This is a genomic window from Egbenema bharatensis FJBBOT/2019 (genome assembly GCF_048077055.1).
GTDB lineage: Bacteria > Cyanobacteriota > Cyanobacteriia > Elainellales > Elainellaceae > Egbenema > Egbenema bharatensis.
Map to the genome: position 1 here is coordinate 836,769 of NZ_CP182236.1, position 18,163 is coordinate 854,931.

18 protein-coding genes and 1 pseudogene are annotated in these 18,163 nt (G+C 48.5%); 8 read left to right on the forward strand and 11 right to left on the reverse strand.

The annotated features are described in order from the left end of the window. Positions 1 to 388: 388 nt before the first annotated feature. Together ACM1PF_RS03855 and ACM1PF_RS03860 are read left to right on the forward strand one after the other, a co-directional pair. Entirely contained in the window at positions 389 to 1,498 is a 1,110-nt protein-coding gene (locus ACM1PF_RS03855; protein ID WP_416672439.1) for a PAS domain S-box protein, read from the forward strand. Then, a complete protein-coding gene (locus ACM1PF_RS03860) occupies positions 1,429 to 5,610 on the forward strand; it encodes a PAS domain-containing protein (RefSeq protein WP_416672441.1) in 4,182 nt (1,393 codons plus the stop codon). The genes ACM1PF_RS03855 and ACM1PF_RS03860 overlap by 70 nt, the downstream gene beginning before the upstream one ends. A 37-nt stretch (positions 5,611 to 5,647) precedes the next feature. On the opposite strand, the gene ACM1PF_RS03865 is transcribed toward ACM1PF_RS03860, so the two are convergent. Beyond that, on the reverse strand, positions 5,648 to 6,133 hold the full coding sequence (locus ACM1PF_RS03865) for a TspO/MBR family protein (RefSeq protein WP_416672443.1): 486 nt from the start codon (positions 6,131 to 6,133) through the stop codon (positions 5,648 to 5,650). Between the two features lie 380 nt (positions 6,134 to 6,513). Then, complete coding sequence (locus ACM1PF_RS03870) at positions 6,514 to 6,726, reverse strand: helix-turn-helix domain-containing protein (RefSeq protein ID WP_416672445.1); 213 nt, start codon at positions 6,724 to 6,726, stop codon at positions 6,514 to 6,516. Between the two features lie 179 nt (positions 6,727 to 6,905). Between ACM1PF_RS03870 and ACM1PF_RS03875 the strand changes: the two genes are divergently transcribed. Together ACM1PF_RS03875 and ACM1PF_RS03880 are read left to right on the forward strand one after the other, a co-directional pair. Further along, positions 6,906 to 7,178, forward strand: a complete 273-nt coding sequence (locus ACM1PF_RS03875; RefSeq protein ID WP_416672447.1) for a hypothetical protein — start codon at positions 6,906 to 6,908, stop codon at positions 7,176 to 7,178. A 50-nt stretch (positions 7,179 to 7,228) separates the two neighbouring features. Beyond that, positions 7,229 to 7,453: a hypothetical protein gene (locus ACM1PF_RS03880; protein WP_416672448.1), complete on the forward strand. Its 225-nt coding sequence runs from the start codon at positions 7,229 to 7,231 to the stop codon at positions 7,451 to 7,453. A 91-nt stretch (positions 7,454 to 7,544) separates the two neighbouring features. On the opposite strand, the gene ACM1PF_RS03885 is transcribed toward ACM1PF_RS03880, so the two are convergent. The 8 genes from ACM1PF_RS03885 to ACM1PF_RS03920 form a co-directional block, all read right to left on the reverse strand. Then, positions 7,545 to 8,177 (reverse strand): hypothetical protein, encoded by a 633-nt coding sequence (locus tag ACM1PF_RS03885; protein ID WP_416672450.1) that lies wholly within the window; start codon positions 8,175 to 8,177, stop codon positions 7,545 to 7,547. Positions 8,178 to 8,180: 3 nt separating this feature from the next. After that, positions 8,181 to 8,528, reverse strand: coding sequence for an STAS-like domain-containing protein (locus ACM1PF_RS03890; RefSeq protein ID WP_416672452.1), 348 nt, complete (start codon positions 8,526 to 8,528; stop codon positions 8,181 to 8,183). Between the two features lie 293 nt (positions 8,529 to 8,821). Further along, a complete protein-coding gene (locus ACM1PF_RS03895; protein WP_416666339.1) occupies positions 8,822 to 10,129 on the reverse strand; it encodes an NF041680 family putative transposase in 1,308 nt (435 codons plus the stop codon). Positions 10,130 to 10,206: 77 nt separating this feature from the next. Continuing rightward, complete coding sequence (locus tag ACM1PF_RS03900) at positions 10,207 to 10,950, reverse strand: ATP-binding protein (protein ID WP_416672454.1); 744 nt, start codon at positions 10,948 to 10,950, stop codon at positions 10,207 to 10,209. Positions 10,951 to 10,994: 44 nt separating this feature from the next. Beyond that, complete coding sequence (locus ACM1PF_RS03905) at positions 10,995 to 13,985, reverse strand: type I restriction endonuclease subunit R (RefSeq protein WP_416672456.1); 2,991 nt, start codon at positions 13,983 to 13,985, stop codon at positions 10,995 to 10,997. A gap of 9 nt (positions 13,986 to 13,994) precedes the next feature. After that, entirely contained in the window at positions 13,995 to 14,330 is a 336-nt protein-coding gene (locus ACM1PF_RS03910) for a type II toxin-antitoxin system RelE family toxin (RefSeq protein ID WP_416672458.1), read from the reverse strand. Between the two features lie 4 nt (positions 14,331 to 14,334). Further along, positions 14,335 to 14,589, reverse strand: a complete 255-nt coding sequence (locus tag ACM1PF_RS03915) for a hypothetical protein (protein ID WP_416672460.1) — start codon at positions 14,587 to 14,589, stop codon at positions 14,335 to 14,337. Between the two features lie 96 nt (positions 14,590 to 14,685). Next, a complete protein-coding gene (locus ACM1PF_RS03920) occupies positions 14,686 to 15,225 on the reverse strand; it encodes a restriction endonuclease subunit S (RefSeq protein ID WP_416672462.1) in 540 nt (179 codons plus the stop codon). A gap of 29 nt (positions 15,226 to 15,254) precedes the next feature. On the opposite strand from ACM1PF_RS03920, the gene ACM1PF_RS03925 reads away from it, so the two are divergent. The 4 genes and pseudogenes from ACM1PF_RS03925 (at position 15,255) to ACM1PF_RS03940 (ending at position 17,207) form a co-directional block, all read left to right on the forward strand. Then, positions 15,255 to 15,958, forward strand: a protein-coding gene (locus ACM1PF_RS03925) for an IS1 family transposase (RefSeq protein ID WP_416665731.1) whose coding sequence is annotated in 2 segments (ribosomal slippage) — positions 15,255 to 15,590 and positions 15,593 to 15,958 — 702 coding nt in all. Because the reading frame shifts where the segments join, the coding sequence is not laid out codon by codon here. Positions 15,959 to 15,963: 5 nt separating this feature from the next. Next, positions 15,964 to 16,557, forward strand: a pseudogene (locus ACM1PF_RS03930) (IS66 family transposase); the annotation flags it as partial. A 139-nt stretch (positions 16,558 to 16,696) separates the two neighbouring features. Next, the gene (locus ACM1PF_RS03935; RefSeq protein WP_416672463.1) at positions 16,697 to 16,900 is read left to right on the forward strand and encodes a hypothetical protein; all 204 of its coding nucleotides are present in this window, start codon (positions 16,697 to 16,699) and stop codon (positions 16,898 to 16,900) included. After that, positions 16,878 to 17,207: a type II toxin-antitoxin system PemK/MazF family toxin gene (locus ACM1PF_RS03940; RefSeq protein ID WP_416672465.1), complete on the forward strand. Its 330-nt coding sequence runs from the start codon at positions 16,878 to 16,880 to the stop codon at positions 17,205 to 17,207. The genes ACM1PF_RS03935 and ACM1PF_RS03940 overlap by 23 nt, the downstream gene beginning before the upstream one ends. A gap of 114 nt (positions 17,208 to 17,321) precedes the next feature. Here the strand turns inward: ACM1PF_RS03940 and ACM1PF_RS03945 are convergent, their stop codons facing one another. Beyond that, a complete protein-coding gene (locus ACM1PF_RS03945) occupies positions 17,322 to 18,149 on the reverse strand; it encodes a DNA-methyltransferase (RefSeq protein ID WP_416676552.1) in 828 nt (275 codons plus the stop codon). Between the last annotated feature and the right edge of the window lie 14 nt (positions 18,150 to 18,163).

Here is an 18,163-nt window from a genome sequence, read left to right on the forward strand (position 1 = left end):
GAGTCATATACTTGCGTCTCGTTTCAACGTGAGGATCTCGATATACTGGCGATATATTGGCGATCGCTACACTTTGACCAAGCAATTCCACCGTAACAATTACAGCCCTGATCCTAGAAGATGCTTGAGGCAGACCTGCTCCCATCCCAATGACCGAACTTGTGCCAGAACACCCTCTATCTACAGCCATACCCCCTTCCTGGAGTTCAGCCCCAGAGTTAGCCCCAGAGTTTAGCCCCAGAGTTAGCCCCAGAGTTTAGCCCTCAAAGTTCAGCTTCAAAGGCAAATCGGGAATTCTTATGAGTAGGATGTCTTAAGTGACTTTGATCATTTCACTCAAGCCCGATTGGTATCAAACTATAGAGTTTTTCCTGAACGCACTTCCCGTATGAATCCTACTGAGTCTCTAGTTGCAACACCATACGCAGCGTTTGATCTTTTACACACGTCAATTTGGATTTGTGATCTGCAAACCTTACAGATTCAGTGGGTCAACCAGGCTGTTTTAGAGCTTTGGCAAACCCAGAGTTTAGACCAATTATGCAGTCGGGATCTGAGTGTGATTACTAATTTTGATCCGCTGCGCTTATCTGAATATATGGCTCAGTTTCAGCAGGGCAAAACAGTGCAGGAACGCTGGCGATTTTATCCTCCTGAACAGCCGATCGATCTGGAGTGCTACTGTTCGAGCATTCCGTCTGCAGAAGGTCAGAGCGTCATGCTGATCGAAGGCAGAATCATTGACCGGGTTCAGGAAGATCTGCTGCGGCTGCAAAGTGCAACCCTGGAAGCCTGTGCCAATAGCATTGTGATTACCAATCGGCAGGGAATTATTCAATGGGTGAATCCTGCCTATGAAAAGCTGACTGGGTATACCTATGCAGAGTCGATCGGCAAAACGCCCGGTGAACTGGTTCAGTCTGGCGCGCACCCCCAGGAATTCTATCGAGACCTATGGCGTACCATTCTGGCGGGTCAGGTCTGGCACGGTGAGGTGATTAATCGTCGTCGAGATAATAGCCTCTACATCGAAGAGATGACGATTACGCCCGTTTACGATCGCCATCACGAAATCAGTCACTTCATTGCCATCAAGCAAGATATTAGTGAACGAAAGCTGATGGAGGAGAGGCGGGCCCAGGCAGAAGCAGCCCTGCGCCAAAGTGAGGTTCGCTTTCGAGGCATATTTGAGACTGCGGCGATCGGCATTGGGCTAACCACTCTGGAGGGAGACTTACTGGATTGCAACAGTGCCACCCTCCAAATGCTGGGCTATTCCAGGGAGGAATTGCAGCATCTCAACTTTAGACAGTACTCCCATCCAGATGATTTAGAGGAAGATCTGAGGCTTTATGAAGAATTGCTGGCTGGCAGATGCGATTCTTACCAGATGGAAAAACGCTACATTCGCAAAAATGGGCAAGTGTTTTGGGCCGGCTCACGGTGGCAGTCATCCGGGATGAACAGGGAGAACCGCTCTACACCTTTGGAATGTTAGAGGATATTAACAACCACAAGCTGGTTGAACAGACGTTGCTAGAAGAACGCCAACTGTTTATGGCTGGCCCAACCGTGGTCTTCCAGTGGCGTGCCGTGGATGGATGGATGGTGGAGTACGTCTCGCAAAATGTTTACGAACAACTAGGGTATACCGCAGAGTCCTTTATTGAGCAAATTTCCTACGGGAGTTTGATCCATCCAGATGATGTGGAACGAGTTGTGCAAGAAGTTCAGGCTCATACCCAGGCAGGGCTTGCTTTTTTTGAACAGGAATATCGCTTGCGCCACGCGAATGGAGACTATCGCTGGTTCTACGACTTCACTACGGTTGTGCGCGGAGTGGAGGGTGAAGTGGTGCGCTACTTGGGGTATGTCCAGGATATTACTGAGCGCAAGCAAACGGAAGCGGCTCTGCGAGAAAGTCAGGCTCTATGGCAATACGCTTTGGAAGGCAGTGGTGATGGGGTTTGGGATTGGAATCTGCAGACTGATCAAATTTTCTTCTCTCCGCGCTGGCAGGAAATGTTGGGATTTGAACAGGACGAGGTTGAACCGTCCCTGAATCAATGGCTCCAACTACTTCACCCAGACGATCGCGCCAGCGCCCAGGAAGCGATCGATCGGTATCTGCGGGGGGAAACTATGCAATATGCGATGGAGTACCGCATTCAGTCTAAGAATGGAACCTATCGGTGGCATTTCGATCGAGGGCGGGTGGTGCAATGGACAGAGGATCATCGTCCGCTGCGCATGATCGGAACCAACGTGGATATTACGAAACAGAAGCAAACTGAAGAAACCCTGCGATCGGTGAGCGATCGGCTGCAAATGGTTCTCTCCACCAGTCCTGCGGTGATCTATACCCTACGCCCCGGCAATATTGCCCACATCATGTTTATCAGTGAGAATCTCATGGCCATTACGGGGCATCACCCTGACAGGGCGGTGAATAATCCAGATTGGTTTATTAATGGGGTTCATCCTGACGATTGGGAGCACCTGATCAGCCAATCCGATCAATGGTTTGCTGAGGGATCTAACGATCGGTTAAGTCTTCAGTATCGCTTCAGAAAGGCAGATGGTGCCTGGGTTTGGTTGGATGACCAACTAACCGCCGTTCGAGATCCGGATGGAACGGTCGTGGAATTAGTAGGAGCCTTCGTAGACATCACCGCTCAGATTGAATCCGATCGCCGTCTGGAAAGAATTTCGCGTCATGTCCCTGGCGTGATTTACCAGTATCGCCTCAGACCGGATGGCAGTTCCCATTTTCCCTATGCCAGTCAGGGGATTCAGGATTTTGCTGGCGTGTCCCCGGAAGGGGTGCGAGTTGATGCAGCTCCAGCCCTGGCAGCCGTGCATCCAGACGATCGAGAACGGGTCAGCCAGTCCATGCAGGAGTCTGCTCAAACCTTAACCCTGTGGCAGTGTGAGTACCGGGTGCGTCATCCCAATGGGCAGGTGATCTGGCTATCGGGACAGGCAACGCCGGAACGAGAACTGGATGGCAGCACTCTCTGGCACGGCTACATCATGGATGTCACCGATCGCAAACAGGCGGAGGAGAGGCTGCGTCAAAGTGAAGCGACCAAGCAGGCGATGCTGGAGGCCATTCCAGATTTACTGATTCGGATTAATCGAGATGGAATTCGGCTTGACTTTATTTCAGGTGGAGAAATCCAGATTCTTCCAACAGTGGATCCAACTCTGCAGCAATCTATCTATGAAACGCTCCCTCAAACGGTGGCTGACTTGAGAATGCATTTCATTCATCGGGCCTTGGAAACCCAGAAACGACAGATTTATCAACACGAAATCGACATTAATGGTGAACTGCATCACGAAGAAATTCGGATTGTACCGATCAATGCAGATGAAGTATTGGTGATGGTGCGAGATATCACCGATCGCGTCATGGCTGAAACTGCCCTGCGGGAAAGTGAAGCCCGGTGGCAGTTTGCCCTGGAAGGATCGGGAGATGGGGTTTGGGATTGGAATGTGCAAACCAGTGAGGTCTTTATCTCGCGGCAGTGGAAAAGGATTCTAGGCTATGACGAACAGGATGCAGTGGGTTATTCATTGGATGAGTGGGAGACACGACTTCACCCAGAAGATAAGGCGAAATGTTATGAAGCCCTCGACCAACACTTTAACGGTGAAACACCCGTTTACCAGCATGAATATCGGCTGCGCTGCAAAGATGGTACCTATAAATGGATTCTCGATCGCGGTAAGGTGATTCAATGGACGGAAGATGGCAAACCGTTGCGGGTGATTGGGACTCACTCCGATATTTCCGATCGCCGAAACATGGAGGAAGCCTTACGCGAGAGCGAGTCTCGTTTTCGCAGTGCGTTTGACCATGTGGCAGTCGGGATGGCACTGGTCGCTCCTTCGGGACAGTGGTTGCAAGTGAATCCGGCTGTATGTCAGATGCTGGGCTATTCGCAAGCGGAAATGCTGTCCTTAAACTTTCAGAGCCTCACCCACCCTGATGATCTGGCAGTTGATCTCGTCCATGTGGAGCAGATGCTGCGGGGTAAAATTCAGGTCTGCCAGCTCGAAAAACGCTACATTCACAAGCAAGGGTATGTCGTTTGGACGATTTTGAGCGTCTCTTTAGTGCGGGATGGTACTGGGCAGCCCCTATATTTTGTCAGCCAGATTCAAAATATTAGTGATCGCAAACAGGCAGAACTGGCTCTAAAAAAGCAGAAGGAATTTCTACAGGCCATGTTCGATTACATTCCAATTCTGCTGGTCTTTTTTAATCCGCAGGGACAAGTTGAACTAATCAACCGAGAAATGGAGCAGGTTTTAGGATGGAATTTGGCTGACTGGCAACAGCGGGACATTCTAGCTGAATGCTATCCTGATAAGTCCGATTATGATGCGGTCACGTCCGCTATGAAGCTAGCAACGAAACAGTGGAATGATTTTAAAACGCATACGGCTGACGGAAGGATCTTAGTCATTGCCTGGACAACGGTGCGATTGTCTGGTGGTAGTCAGATTAGCATTGGGCAAGACATTACAAGCCGCAAATATATTGAGGAACGATTACGGGAACGGGCGAAACGCGATCGCTTGATGTCGATCATTATCCAGCGCATTCGTCAGTCCCTTAACCTGAATGAAATCCTGAACACAACGGTTTCGGAAATTCGCCAAATCTTACAAACCGATCGTGTTTTGGTCTATCGGTTTGAAGATTGCAGTGGTGTAGTTATTGCTGAATCGGTGGGTGAAAAGTGTATTGCATTGCTGGGAGAAAGAATATGTGATGAGGTGTTAACTACATCTACTCGGTTTCAGGCCTACCAGCAGGGACAAATTCAGAACACCACCGACATTTATGATTCGGAATTACCAGAATGCTATATTGAAATGCTGGCTCGGTTTCAAGTGCGGGCAACGCTGGTTTTACCCATTCTCCACAGCAGAACGGTGTGGGGCTTGTTGGCAGTACAACATTGTTCAGAGCCACGAGTCTGGCAGTCCACGGAAATTGAACTGCTCACCCAACTGTCCAATCAAGTGGCGATCGGCATTCAGCAATCGGAACTTTACCAGCAATTGCAGCAGGCGAATCAGGAACTCCAGCATCTAGCCACCCATGATCAGCTGACCCAACTGGCGAATCGGCGCTACTTCGATGACTATTTCTATCAAGAATGGCACCGTGCTTTCAGGGAGAAAATCCCCCTAACGGTTATCCTCTGCGATATTGATCACTTCAAAATCTACAACGATACCTATGGACATCTGGCGGGCGATCAGTGTTTAGCAAGGGTCGCAGAGACGATCAGGAAAACAATCAAGCGTCCCTCTGATCTGGCGGCTCGGTACGGTGGAGAAGAATTTGCAGTTATTCTGCCGAATACCGATAGGCATGGAGCGGTTCAAGTGGCTGAGGCCATTCTTCAGGAAATTGAACAGCTAAAAATCCCCCATTCTGCGATCGTGGATCATCCCTGGCTGACGATGAGTGTGGGAATTGCCTGCAAAGTGCCCACAGTCGATACCACCCCGCAGCAGTTGCTCAATCAGGCTGATCAATCGCTCTATAAAGCGAAAGAAGCCGGGCGCGATCGATATTGCATCACTTGACTCCTGCCAGAATCAGGTGTTGCCAGGTTGAGACAATTCATTCCCGTTCAAAATTCGGGTTGCGTTCAGCATCCCGGTTCAGCTTATACATTTCCCAGGTCGTGTAAGTGCCGATCGGACTCCAAATTAAATAGGGAAGCAGCAATGCTGCCGCCCAGCCCGAAATGGGCAACACCACGATCGCCAGAATCAACCCTAACACTGTACCCATTCCGCCAACCAACGTGCCAAGCTTCAGACTCCGCGACCAGAGCATCACAGGAGAATAGGCAACAATAGCGATTTCTACCAGCAAATAGAACACCATCAGTCCCCAACTTTGAGTGCGTTCCCAAACAATGTAGGCAGACCAAGCTCCACAAACAAAAACTACTGTCCAAATCAGTGGGATCAACTTTTCAAAGGTCAGCCAGCGAGGACGACGCAACCGAAAGAACCACTTCACATCCTTCGGCCTGAGGATGTTGGCTGCCAGTGCTACCAACAGCGTGACACCCCCAATCACCATCCAAGACCTGATCATACTTCCTGCCTCATTCTGAAAAGCCGACTATCCCTCATGGCGATCGAGATAGTCCCAAAGATTTATTGTGATCGATGCTGACCCCGGTGCAATCACTCCTAAGAGCGATCGTTAACGCCTCCAGGGTTAGGGGTTGGGTGAGTGCAGTCATGGCATTTCCTCAGCAAATTTTTTTGCAATAAGTTTGAAGGAATTCCTGAAAGCCCTATTCTTTTGATTTTCAAGCCATAAGCGGATGATGGGACTCGAACCCACGACATTCAGCTTGGGAAGCTAAAACTAAGCATTGATTTACAAGGCTTTCAGGCTTTGAGATCAGTTTTTACCCCAAACTTACCCCAATCCTGAGCAGTTCATAAGAGCTTCACATTACGATCGCCCTACTCCTCATCCTTCAAAACGAATAAATCGCCTACTTCGATACTAAAGTAGTCGCAAAGCTTCTCAATCGTTTCTCGGTCAACGCGATCAAACCGATTGTTATACAACTTCGATATGGTGTGGCTACCCAGACCAAGGGACTCCCTCAACTGAGTCTGGGTAATCTCTCTTTCAGCCATTAGAACTCGTAATCGACATCTCATCCGCTTCATGCTCCTAAAGATACGCCCCTAGCGGCATTCTAGCAATTCCAATGCTTTTAGCTGCATTCTGATTGCCGCATACTTGATAAATATTGTCGCTTCCGACATAATCAAATCAGCCTAAAACCCAGTCCTTAGATGTGGAAGTCGAGGGGACTGGGTTCAACCCCTATTAGGAGTTAAATCTTATGATGCCAGAAGCAAATCAGATTGCGATACGTCGCCAGATTGCTAAAGATGCCGCAAGCGAAGCGATCAAGGCTCTGTTTTCCAAATACTGGGCAGACAGCTTTGAATTGAATCGACTTGAGGAACGTCTTACTGAGGATATTTTCTTCTTTACTCGTAATGCCCTACTGCTTGAGGAATGCTCCGCTAACCTTAACCCGTTGAGCCAGGGGGAGGACGCTTCGATCGCTCCTTCTCAGGAGATTTCTGACCATCCCAACCATGAAGCTTAATGCTCATGTCGCTGATGTCCTGATAATTCTGAATTAATAAGGAGCTTGAAGTGTCATTTAGAGAACCTGATCAACCGTTTATCGATTTGCGCGATCGTCCTTCTCCTGATGTGTTGCGAGTGTTGGCGATCGGGAGTCCTCAAGTGGTGGATTCGTTTGTAATGACCCTATTCCACTGGGGTTATGCCAGACCAGAGGATTGGTCTAGACCACTTCCAACCATTAACCCTGGTGAAGTGATGCGAATTTTGACCAAACGAATCAGCTCGATATAAAGCTGATTAGGCTTATGTGGAACGAACCCGGTAGGTTCTACCGGGTTTTCTGTTGAAGAGGGTAAATCGCCTTAGCCCTTATCAAACTCTTTCATCGTGTAATAATCAGCTTTCCTTGTGCGGTGGCTTGCTGTATCACCAAGCCGTTGTTGGTAAAGACTTGAATGCCTGGAACAACTGCGTAATCCATATCATCGGTAATTACTTTGATTTGACCTGCTCCAGCTAGACCGATAGCTTCAAGAATTAGGAGATCGTAACCATCGAGTGCTTGGGTCTTGAATCGGGCTAGAGAGGCATTGGTAATCTTCTCGTTGACAGTCAAATCAACTGTCACAGCCAATCCTTCCACTTGCTTCCAAGCTGATTCAACCTCTGCAACAACATTTGCCCGTTCCGCTAAGTTGTTGTGACGATATTCTTTGGCATTTAGAGAATTGCCTGTTCGCTTATTGTAGATCTCACGTTCCGTCTTCTCAATAACGTGGGCAAGTTCAGCTAGAATCAAGCCTGAGTAGGCTAGGGTCGCTCCGGCTACACGAGCTTTTTTAAGATAGGAAGTATAAGTGCTAATTTTTGCCCGAACTCTTGGATCAGAAGGAATAGAGCTATTGTACGTTTGCCAAAGCCAGACATTAGTATCGACAAGAAAAATATCATCTTGACGTGGAACATCATTGCAAATGTCAATGACTTCCGCTTGAATAGTGAGACGAATAGGCATGGTCTAGAAGCTGGCAGCATACTCTTCCAGAACTATGTCTACTGCCTTCTGGTATTGAACATCGGAGTAGTAGTGCTTAGCGTTATCAACAACACGCTTGAGAATACTGTAGCCGTTCGGGGTCAGATTTGTAATCTTGAGAAGTTCGTTGAGCCTATCGGAAGGCAGATCTTTCAGGAGTTGACCGATTGCAAAGTTGAAAAAGGCAGAAGCAAACACACTGACTCCACTGAAGTCTAACTCTACAGACTGATCAGATAGGAGTTGAGAATGAATAAGGTCATAGACCTGCTGACCACTGTCGGCATCAGTAGCATATTCTCCGGTGATTTCATGAATTTTATAAATCATGCTTGATTCTCCCTCGACTAAAACAACGGTTCCTCGCTCATTGGAACCTCAGATGCTAGGCAGTAATAACGCTCATCACATCGAAGTGCAATGTTGACCAATGTTCCAGAGAAATTCGTATATATGCTTTCATATCTGACTCCATTATCGTCCACCATGACACAGCCGTCATGAGTATAAAGTGAAAGATTTCCACGATTGGTTACTACCTGGAGTTTAGACTAATCACAGCAGAAATAGCCCAACCCCTTATCTGGATTGAGCGAGACTGAAGATTGGGAAAAATTTAGTGGTTAAGCGGTCTTGTTCGCCACCTTCTTGGGTCTGGTGAAGCGCTTTTTGACCGTTGGATAGCGAATACGGCGGGAACGGGGTTGCCCTGGAGTCCACCCCGGTGACTTTCCGCGTGGTTTGGGCGGGGGGGCAGGTGTGCCAATCAACGCTAAAACAGAGGCAAAGGCATTTGCGGTTCGTCCCGGAGATAGCTTAGCAGATGACTTTTGCCAGGGCAGGGGGGAGTCCTGGACGTGGCAACGAGCCAACCACAACTGCCAGGTGAGCAAGGGCATCAGATCGCTCCAGCGTTCGGATTGTTCGGGCGTTGCCAACTGGGGTAACGTCCAGTGCAATCGTTGCTTAGCGAAGCGATACCAGTGGTCAATGGCAAAGCGACGGAAATACTGTTGCCACACCGTCTCTAAGTCGGGTGGTGCTTGTCCCACCCAAATTAGCCACAAAGGTTTGGCGGGGTGGAGGGCAGAGTCATGGAGGCGTTGCAGTTGAATTAACCAGATCGTCTGGTTGGCAACGCGTCGCAGTCGCATTGATGACCACATCCGCACGTGTAATCGTCCCCACCGGGACTCTTCTACCTGGAGTTCGGCATCAGATGACCACCAGGTGGTGGCATCGTTAAGTTTGAACTTCTCCCCATACTGCCGAGGACGACCCGTTCCGCTATAAACAGGCGGTGGTCCATACAGTACTCGATTGGAACGCAACCGAATCAACTTGTCACAAGCAATATCCGCCGTACCATTGAGGAATGGGGCACAGCCATATTCGGCATCCCACAAAGATAAGGGACGAACCTGGAACTGCTCACACACCTGACGCAATTGCACTATTGCCTTGCTAATGGGGCTCTCTGCGCTAGTGATGCGTTCATGCAGCAACGGTAATGCCCAACTGCCCTGCTCCTCTGGAATCCACGCAATCGTACTATATCCTTGTCCCAACGTCACCGGTTTGGCTCCACTCATCGGAGTTGCTTGATGTTCATACGTCCGTTCTCGCAGGGTTTGTGCCTGTAACCTTGACCATGCCGTGTGGTCTCCCGCTAAGACAACCCGTTCGTCCTGGGGCATTTGCTCCAGGTACAACCCCATCCACTCCAGTCGAGGCGGGTTGCTATCCTGTAGGGCTTCATACAAACTCGGCCATTGGCGTCGAAAGACAGGGGCAACCGACAGTTCGGCAAAGGAGTACACACTGCGGCTCACTAGCACGGCATCCATCAGGTCGAAGAGAGCATCCTTGCCGTTGCCAATCAGCATGTAGGATTTATGTCGAAACGCCCTCAAGCGGTCAAAATTAGTCATGGTCAATCATTATTGATGCAACATGACCATTAAGCAGCCAAACCGTCGGGTTTGGCTGCTTTTCTTTCCCAATTAGTCTAAACTCCAGTTACTACAAAATCTTCCAGAAGGCTTAACCCCATTCCGCTACAAATCCCTTGTTTACTGCTATTCCCTAAGGTGAATGCCCATTGCAAGGCTTCACAGGTCGATAATTCTGAGTTTTGAGGTAATGCACGAACTGTAGTAGGGATGCCAAGCCCAAAGTCTATAACGGTTAGCTGAAGTAAGCCTGTCTCACTGTAATGTTGACCACAACTGAAAACCCCTATTGGGGATTGACTGTGTTCAAAAGCGTTGAGATAAATTTCTGAGACTTGTCCTGCAATCGCGTCCCTCAACCCTTCACTAACATTAACCCAACCTTTACCTAGCCACTTATATCTTAAATACTCACCAACTATCGTTGAATCGTGCTGACAATTGCCCCAATAAGGCACTGAGTTACCGTCCCAAGGAAGGTGATCACAGCCAAAGTCAAAGAGAAATCCATTTTGAGCCAAATTCATATGAATCGCTTTTGGTAAGGTTTCCCAATCAAAAACTACCCGACCATCACGGGATTGAATCAATCGAGCCAACCCTCCTAAGCATGCAACTGCGGTATGGTTCAAAAACTTGCAGTAGTGAAAATTGATAGTGATATCAAGTACAGAGTTGGGGATCTGAGCGATCGCCTCTAAATCGTCAAATAAGCGGCGAAGTTGATAAATGTCAGGTTCTACCACGCCTGAAGATAGGTAGAGAATGTATTTATGATTACCGTTGGTAGGCACTAGCATTTATATAATTTGCTCTCTCCTCTAACCTCTGTCATTCATCAACCTTAAGCGCCGAGTAAATCATCAAGTTGTTGGGAATTGGTTTGAGATAGAAGCCTCATAATGCTGGCATCAAATGCACGTTTGAATTCAGGATCAGAGGCGTAGCGTTTATAGAGATCCAACTCGCGACGGCGTTCCTGGTTGATTGCTTGCTGGATTAGTTGCTCTAAGGCAATGCGGCGGTTTTGTTCGTCCTGGTTGTCAACGACTTGGTTTTGGAAATTGGGGTTTTGGACGACGTGACGGGCAATGTTGAGGAACTTGACCCGCTGTTCCTGGGGGGTGGCATCCCAACCGGAGAAGAAGCGATCGTTGAAGGCGGTGATGATTTGGTCGAGAGGGTCTTGTTGAGGTTCGTCACCTCTATAGCCTCGTGGGTTGGGGTTTTGGGGGTCTAGTTCGGAAGCGGAATCTTCGAGGGCGATCGCATAATTCAACTGCACCCGCTCTAGCCCGTAGGTAGAGAGATCCACGCTGTTGAGCAGTTCATCGAGTTGGTCTTGCTCTGGATCTCTGACGGTGAGTTTGGGGATGAGGAACTTCAGGAACCAATACAGCTTTTCCCAGTGGATGTTGTTGTAGGGGATGATGCAAGCAACCTGACCGTAGATTTTGACAAACTGTTTGGCTTTGATCTTGAAGTCGATCTTGGCTTCTTCTTCCAGTCCCAGGTCTTCGTTGAATTGAGCGGCGGCGGTATCGATCAGGGGGCTGAGTTGGTCGGCATCGGCGTTGCTGAAGAAGCGATCGTTGAACTGCTCTACCTCATGCCACTCGTAGACAGCTACATCATCTAGGTCTTCTTTCAGGTCGTGCAGGACGTTGACATCAGTGGGTTGGTTCAGGGATGTGGAGGTATAGAAGGGGTCGAAGGCGTTTTTAATCTCATCAACAGTGTTGAAGAAATCTAGGACGAAGGTATCGGTTTTACCCATTTTGTCGTTGCAGCGGTTGAGCCGGGATAGGGTCTGAACAGCTAAGACCGATTGCAGTTTTTTGTCCACATACATGGTGTGGAGGAGTGGTTCATCGAATCCGGTGAGAAATTTGTTGGCAACAATCAGGATCTTGTAGTCATCCTCTTTGAATTTTGCGGGAATGTCGTTACTGGGGAAGCCGTTGAGGATGTCTTCTGTGTATTCAATTTTGTCTACGCTTTTTTTGCCAGAGAAGGCAACGATCGCCTTGAAAGGTGCATTTTCTCGTTTCAGAATTTCTCGAACAGCGAAGAAGTAGCGAATAGCGGTTTCAATATTGCGGGTGACGACCATTGCTTTGGCTTGCCCTTTGAGCTTCTTGGGTTTCCAAACCTGCTCAATAAAGTGGCTCATCATAATGTCCGCTTTCGTGGCGATCGTCTCCTTATGTCCTTCCACAAAAGCTCGAAGCTTCTTTTGAGCTTTGGCAGTATCGAATAGTGGATTGCCTTGAATGGATTTTTGGATCTCGTAGTAGCTGCGATAGGTCGTGTAATTTGCCAGCACATCAAGGATGAAGCCTTCTTCGATCGCCTGTTTCATCGAGTACAGGTGGAAGGGGACAAACTTCCCATCAGCAGCTCTCTGTCCAAATTTCTCCAGGGTAGAGTTTTTGGGGGTTGCGGTAAAGGCGAAGTAAGAAGCATTCTTACCTAGCTTTCGCCCTTCCATTGCCTTGAGGATTTTGTCTTGCAGGTCTTCGGGTTCTTCGTCGTCGCTACCCAGTGCCATGTTCATTTTGTCGGCAGCTTGCCCGCTTTGGGAGGAATGGGCTTCATCAATGATGATGGCGAAGTTGCGTTGGCGTAGCCCCCCGGAACGGGGTTCGCTCAAATCCTCCACTCCTTCCACGATGAAGGGGAATTTCTGGATGGTGGTGATGATGATCCGCTTGCCCGTCTCTAGAGCGGTTTTGAGTTCTGAGGAGCTGGTCGCGGCGGCGATGATGTTGCCCACCTGGGAGAAGTTCTTGATGTTGTCGCGGATCTGCTTGTCGAGAACCCGGCGATCGGTGACGACGACAACCGAATCGAACATCGGCAGATCAGAGCCAGGGGCATATAGTTCGATGAGTTGGTAGGCTGTCCAGGTGATGGAGTTGGATTTGCCCGATCCGGCGGAGTGTTGGATCAGGTAGGTGTGCCCAACGCCGTTGGTTCTGGCATGGGTGAGCAGTTGGCGCACGACATCAAGCTGGTGATAGCGGGGGAAGTAGAGGGATTTTTGCGGAAGGGGGGTCTGGTTGCCGCCGGGAATGATGGCGAAGTGTTCGATGATGTTGGTGAGGCTTTGGCGGGTGAGCAGGTCTTCCCAAAGGTAGGCAGATTTGTGCCCATTCGGGTTGGGTGGGTTGCCTTTGCCGAAGTTGTAGCCTTTGTTGAGGGGAAGGAAGTAGGTATTGGCGCGATCGAGTTTGGTGGTCATCCAAACTTCATCGGTATCGACAGCCAGGTGAACGATACACCGGGCAAACTGAAACAGCGGTTCTCGCGGATCACGATCGCTCTTATATTGCTTCTTCGCGTGGTAAACCGTCTGGTTTGTCCAGGGGTTTTTTAGTTCCAGAGTGGCGATCGCCATGCCATTGAGGAACAGCACCATATCAGTGGAAAGCCCCGGATCGCTTTCGGAGTAATGCACCTGACGGGTTACGGAGAAGATATTTTTCTCGAAGTTTGCCAGGATAGCGGGGTTGGCATTGTTGTAAGGCAAGCTGTAGAGCAAGGTGAGGTGGGCATCGTCGATGGATAGTCCTTTCTTTAGTACAGAGAGGATGCCGTCTTTTTTGATCTTGCGATCGAGCCGTTCCAGGATGAGCCGTTGCCAGTTGGGGCGATCCTTTAGCTTCTCCAGTTCTTTGGGTTGGGTTGTTTCCAGGAAGTGCCAAAACTTCTCGCGATCGAGGGCAAACTCTCGGTCAAAGTCAGCCGGGTTGCCTTTTTCGTAGCGGGAACCCTCTATCAACGATCGCTCGATGCAGTCTTCTAAGGCTTGTTCGTTGGTTTGGCTGACCATAAGGGTTCTCTACTCGTCTAATGCTTGTTTGATAGCGGTTTCAATTTCTTCTAAGCTGACATCTGCCTGATCAGACTTGGCATAAATCAGCAGAAGCAACACGTTTTCTGGTGAAAGCACTTGATAGATGACCCGATAGCCGCCGCTTTTGCCTGTTGGGATGTCGCTATTTTTGGCGCGAATTTTGAAGACCGTTGCCTCTGTACCGGAGATCTGATCGCCAACAAAGTTTCCGGCTTGTAGCTGTTCAATAATGGGCTGAATATCAGTTTGTATCTGGCGATAGCGTTTTGCCAGGGCTTTGAGACGACGCTTGAAAGGCAGCGTAAACCGAACGTCTGTCATAGGGTTAGGTTTCGATATCGTCCCAAAGTTGAGACACGGGAAACGTTTGCCCAGCAGCGGCTTGTTTGAGTGAAGCTTGCAGGTCAGCGAGGATTTGAGCATTGGGTTCATGCTCATCAACCCAGGCTAATCCACTGGCAGGATCTTGCAAGGCATTAATTAACTGCTGCCACAGATCTAAGGGAATCAATACATCGGTGGTTTCTCCAGCAGCATTGGTCACATACCGCACCCGGTTTTCAATCGATGAATTCACCATTGGCTTGTCTCTCCTACAGTGTCTCTATTTTAGTTGGATCGTTCAATGCAGTTTTCGAGCGCTTGTTCGTTGGTTTGACTAACCATACCTTTACCCTCAGACTTTTATTTTTCCGGTAACAGCATTTGCTACAAAAGTTTGCTTAAGCAGATGTAACGATTCAATTATTTGTTCTTGCTTGGAAATACTTAGGTCAAAATCGATTAATTTTCTATCTAGAAAATCCGAAACTTCCTTTTGTTCTGTATCACTTGGAACCAGAATCTTAATTTTGCTGATTAGACCAGAACTCAAATTCATTTGACTTGTTTCATTGCCAAAGTCTCGAACAAAACTATAGGCACTTCGTAAGTAGTAATAAAGATATTTCGTTTGCAATCTCTCAAAAGGCATTATTGCTAGACACGCTTGGTTGAAAGCTGCTTCTATGCCCAAGATAGCTACTCTTCCTCTTGTTACACCTTGCCCATACATAGCCATCAGGATGGTTCCTGGAGGTGCAAGCTTTGCTGCTGAATTTCGCAACCCTTGCTCAGTAATGCACTCTTCAGCAGTTGTGATCTCGCTGTAATTGATTTCACCCGTTTTCAACCAAGGTATGTTGCCATTCCAGTATTGAGATTTTGGGCGTTGCATAATTGAAAGATGATTTAGGGTAATCTGCAATGCAATGTCCAGAGTGTGGGGCTACTCATATCCGTAAAAACGGTAAGAGGAAAGGTAAGCAAAATCACATTTGTGTCGCTTGTGGTCGTCAGTTCATTGATACCTACGACCCGCATCGAGGGTACTCAGACGAGTTCAGACGCGAATGCATCAAGATGTATCTCAACGGCTCTGGGTTTCGAGCGATCGAACGGGTCAAAGGAGTACACCATACCACGGTCATTACCTGGGTGCAGCAGGTCGCAACGCGCCTGCCGGACGCCTATGCACCGGAAACGCCCCCCGAAGTTGGAGAACTCGACGAATTGGAAACCTTTGTCGGCTCAAAAAAAACAAGATTTGGCTATGGACAGCCGTTGACCACTTCAAAAAGGGAATTTTAGGCTGGGTTCTGGGTGACCATAGTGCTGAAACCTTTGTCCCGCTCTGGCAGACTGTGGCGGACTGGAACTGCTATTTCTACGTCACTGATGGGTGGTCGGTGTATCCCGGCTTCATTCCCGATGGCGATCAGATTGTCAGCAAAACGTATATGACTCGAGTTGAAAGTGAGAACACTCGCTTGCGGCACTATCTGGCTCGACTGCATCGCAAAACGCTGTGCTACTCCAAAGCCGTAGAAATGCTGGCTCACTCTATTCGGTTGTTACTTCACTACCTCAGGTTTGACGATGTTCCAGTTCCTCCGAGGTTCATCTCTTGATTCAGCAACGCCTAAACTTGCAATGGCGACAATTGTGTTGGGCGCATCTGAAACGCGATTTCACCAAAATTGCCGAACGGGGTGGGGTGAGCCAGACCTTGGGAGAGCAACTTCTCCAACAGCAAGAGAAATTATTTGAGTTATGGCATCGGGTGCGAGATGGAACCTTAGCACGCCCCCAATGGATAGAAGCCGTAGCACCCATTCGACAACGGGTGAAAGCACTGTTGGAAGAAGGAGCGGCTTACCCAATTGGGACCAGAGAAAAGACACCTTTGGCAAAGACGGTGCGAACCTGTCAGCAGTTACTCAAAGTAGAACCTGCTTTATGGTTATTTGTCACAACCGTTGGAGTAGAGCCAACCAATAATGCAGCAGAACAGGCGATTCGTCCAGCAGTGTTGTGGCGACGGTGTAGCTATGGCTCCCAAAGTGAGGCAGGCAGTTTGTTTGTCGGACGAATGATGACGGTTGTAGCAACGCTGCGGCGGCAAAATCGCCATGTCCTCAATTATCTCGCCGATGCTTGCTATGCCAAGCGTCGGGGCTTGCCTGCCCCTTCTTTACTTCCGCTTCCCGACCTACAGCAATCCTCCTGACTACCTTGCTAACCCTGTGTACGGATACGGTTAATCTTCTTTGAGGTTATCTGTGTGGCGTTGCTTTGAGATGTGGGTAAGGCGATCGCACAAATAGGGATTACGGCATAAAATCAAGGCATGGTCTCATGCAACAGATATGCTAAAAACGCTTTGGGCTACGGTTCGGCAAGGGAAAATTGAGCTACTGGAATCAGCAGAACTTCCTGAAGGGGTAAGAGTGCTGGTAACAGTTTTACCTGACGATGAGGCTCAATTTTGGCTACAGGCAAGCCAAACATCCCTTGATGCCGTTTGGGACAATGCTGAGGACGATGTGTATGCCCAGCTACTCCAAGCATGATGTGATCTTGGTGCGTTATCCCTTCTCAGACTTGTCGAGTTCAAAGGTAAGACCTGCTGTTGTGGTTAGCGCATCACATCCGTCTCAAGACATTCTCATTACTCCTTTGACAAGTAAAACAGGTTCACTAATGGCAGGTGAGTTTGTGTTGTCTGAGTGGGCAGCAGCAGGATTGAACGTATTAACCGCAGTCAAAAGAGGCGTGTATACAGTACATGAAAGTTTGGTGATCAAAGTGATTGGTCAGTTGGCTAAAGTTGATGCTGACCAACTTGAGCAATCTTTGCGGGATTGGTTAGGTTTTTAGAGTGATTTAGCAGCCACAGCCCAACAATTCGGGTGCAGCGGATTGACCGAAGCCGCTTGGGTTGGATGCAAAAGTATCGGCAACCGCTGACCAGAACCGTTAGGTCGCAGAATTTTATATGGCTTGAAAGAAACGGTACTTGCTTCCCTCTAGATAGGATTCTGTATTATCAATCGCAATCCAAAGCCGTTGAAGTTTCTCAGCTACTGCTCCTGTCGTATTAGATCCTGCAAATGGATCTAGCACGACATCTCCTTCATCTGTAAGTAGTTTGATGAAAAACTCTGGCAATGCAGCCGGAAAGCGCGCTGGATGACGCTTTACGCCAGCTTGCTTACAACCTTGAGCATAAGAATCATTAGCAGCGTTATTTCCAAATATCAACATATTTTCAGCTAACTCATTCTCCTCAATTACGTTTGATGGAATTGATCCTCCTGCATCCATTTGACTAAAACTGGGCTTGATATTATGCCCTGAAGGTCGAACAGTTTTCTTCAACCCACGCTGATTTAGGCGAAGCATATCTTGACTGTATGGATTGAGAACCTTTAAGTTTGAAGCCTTGGGATTGGGAGTTTTTGAGAGCCACCAAAGATACTCAACGGAATCTTTCACACGAATACGCCGAACATTCACCCATTCAGCAGACATAGGCATCTTTGCTGGGTTATACCAAAAACACTCTTGTGCAAGGTAAAAACCTAATTCCTCTACCAATGCTATTAATAGCTTGAAGTGGTAAAGCGATCTGGTGGGCTGCCCAGCATTATAGCTACCACCAATGTTAAGCACAAAACTACCATCGTCTGGCAAGATCCTGAAGATGTGCTCGGCAAAACCCATAAACCAGTCTAAATACTCCTTTTTCTCAACATTTCCATATTCCTTACGGTCGGGTGCAAGCAGGTTGTTGTGCCGCTCAGTCCTCAGTCGTGACAGTACCGGAAGCGCAT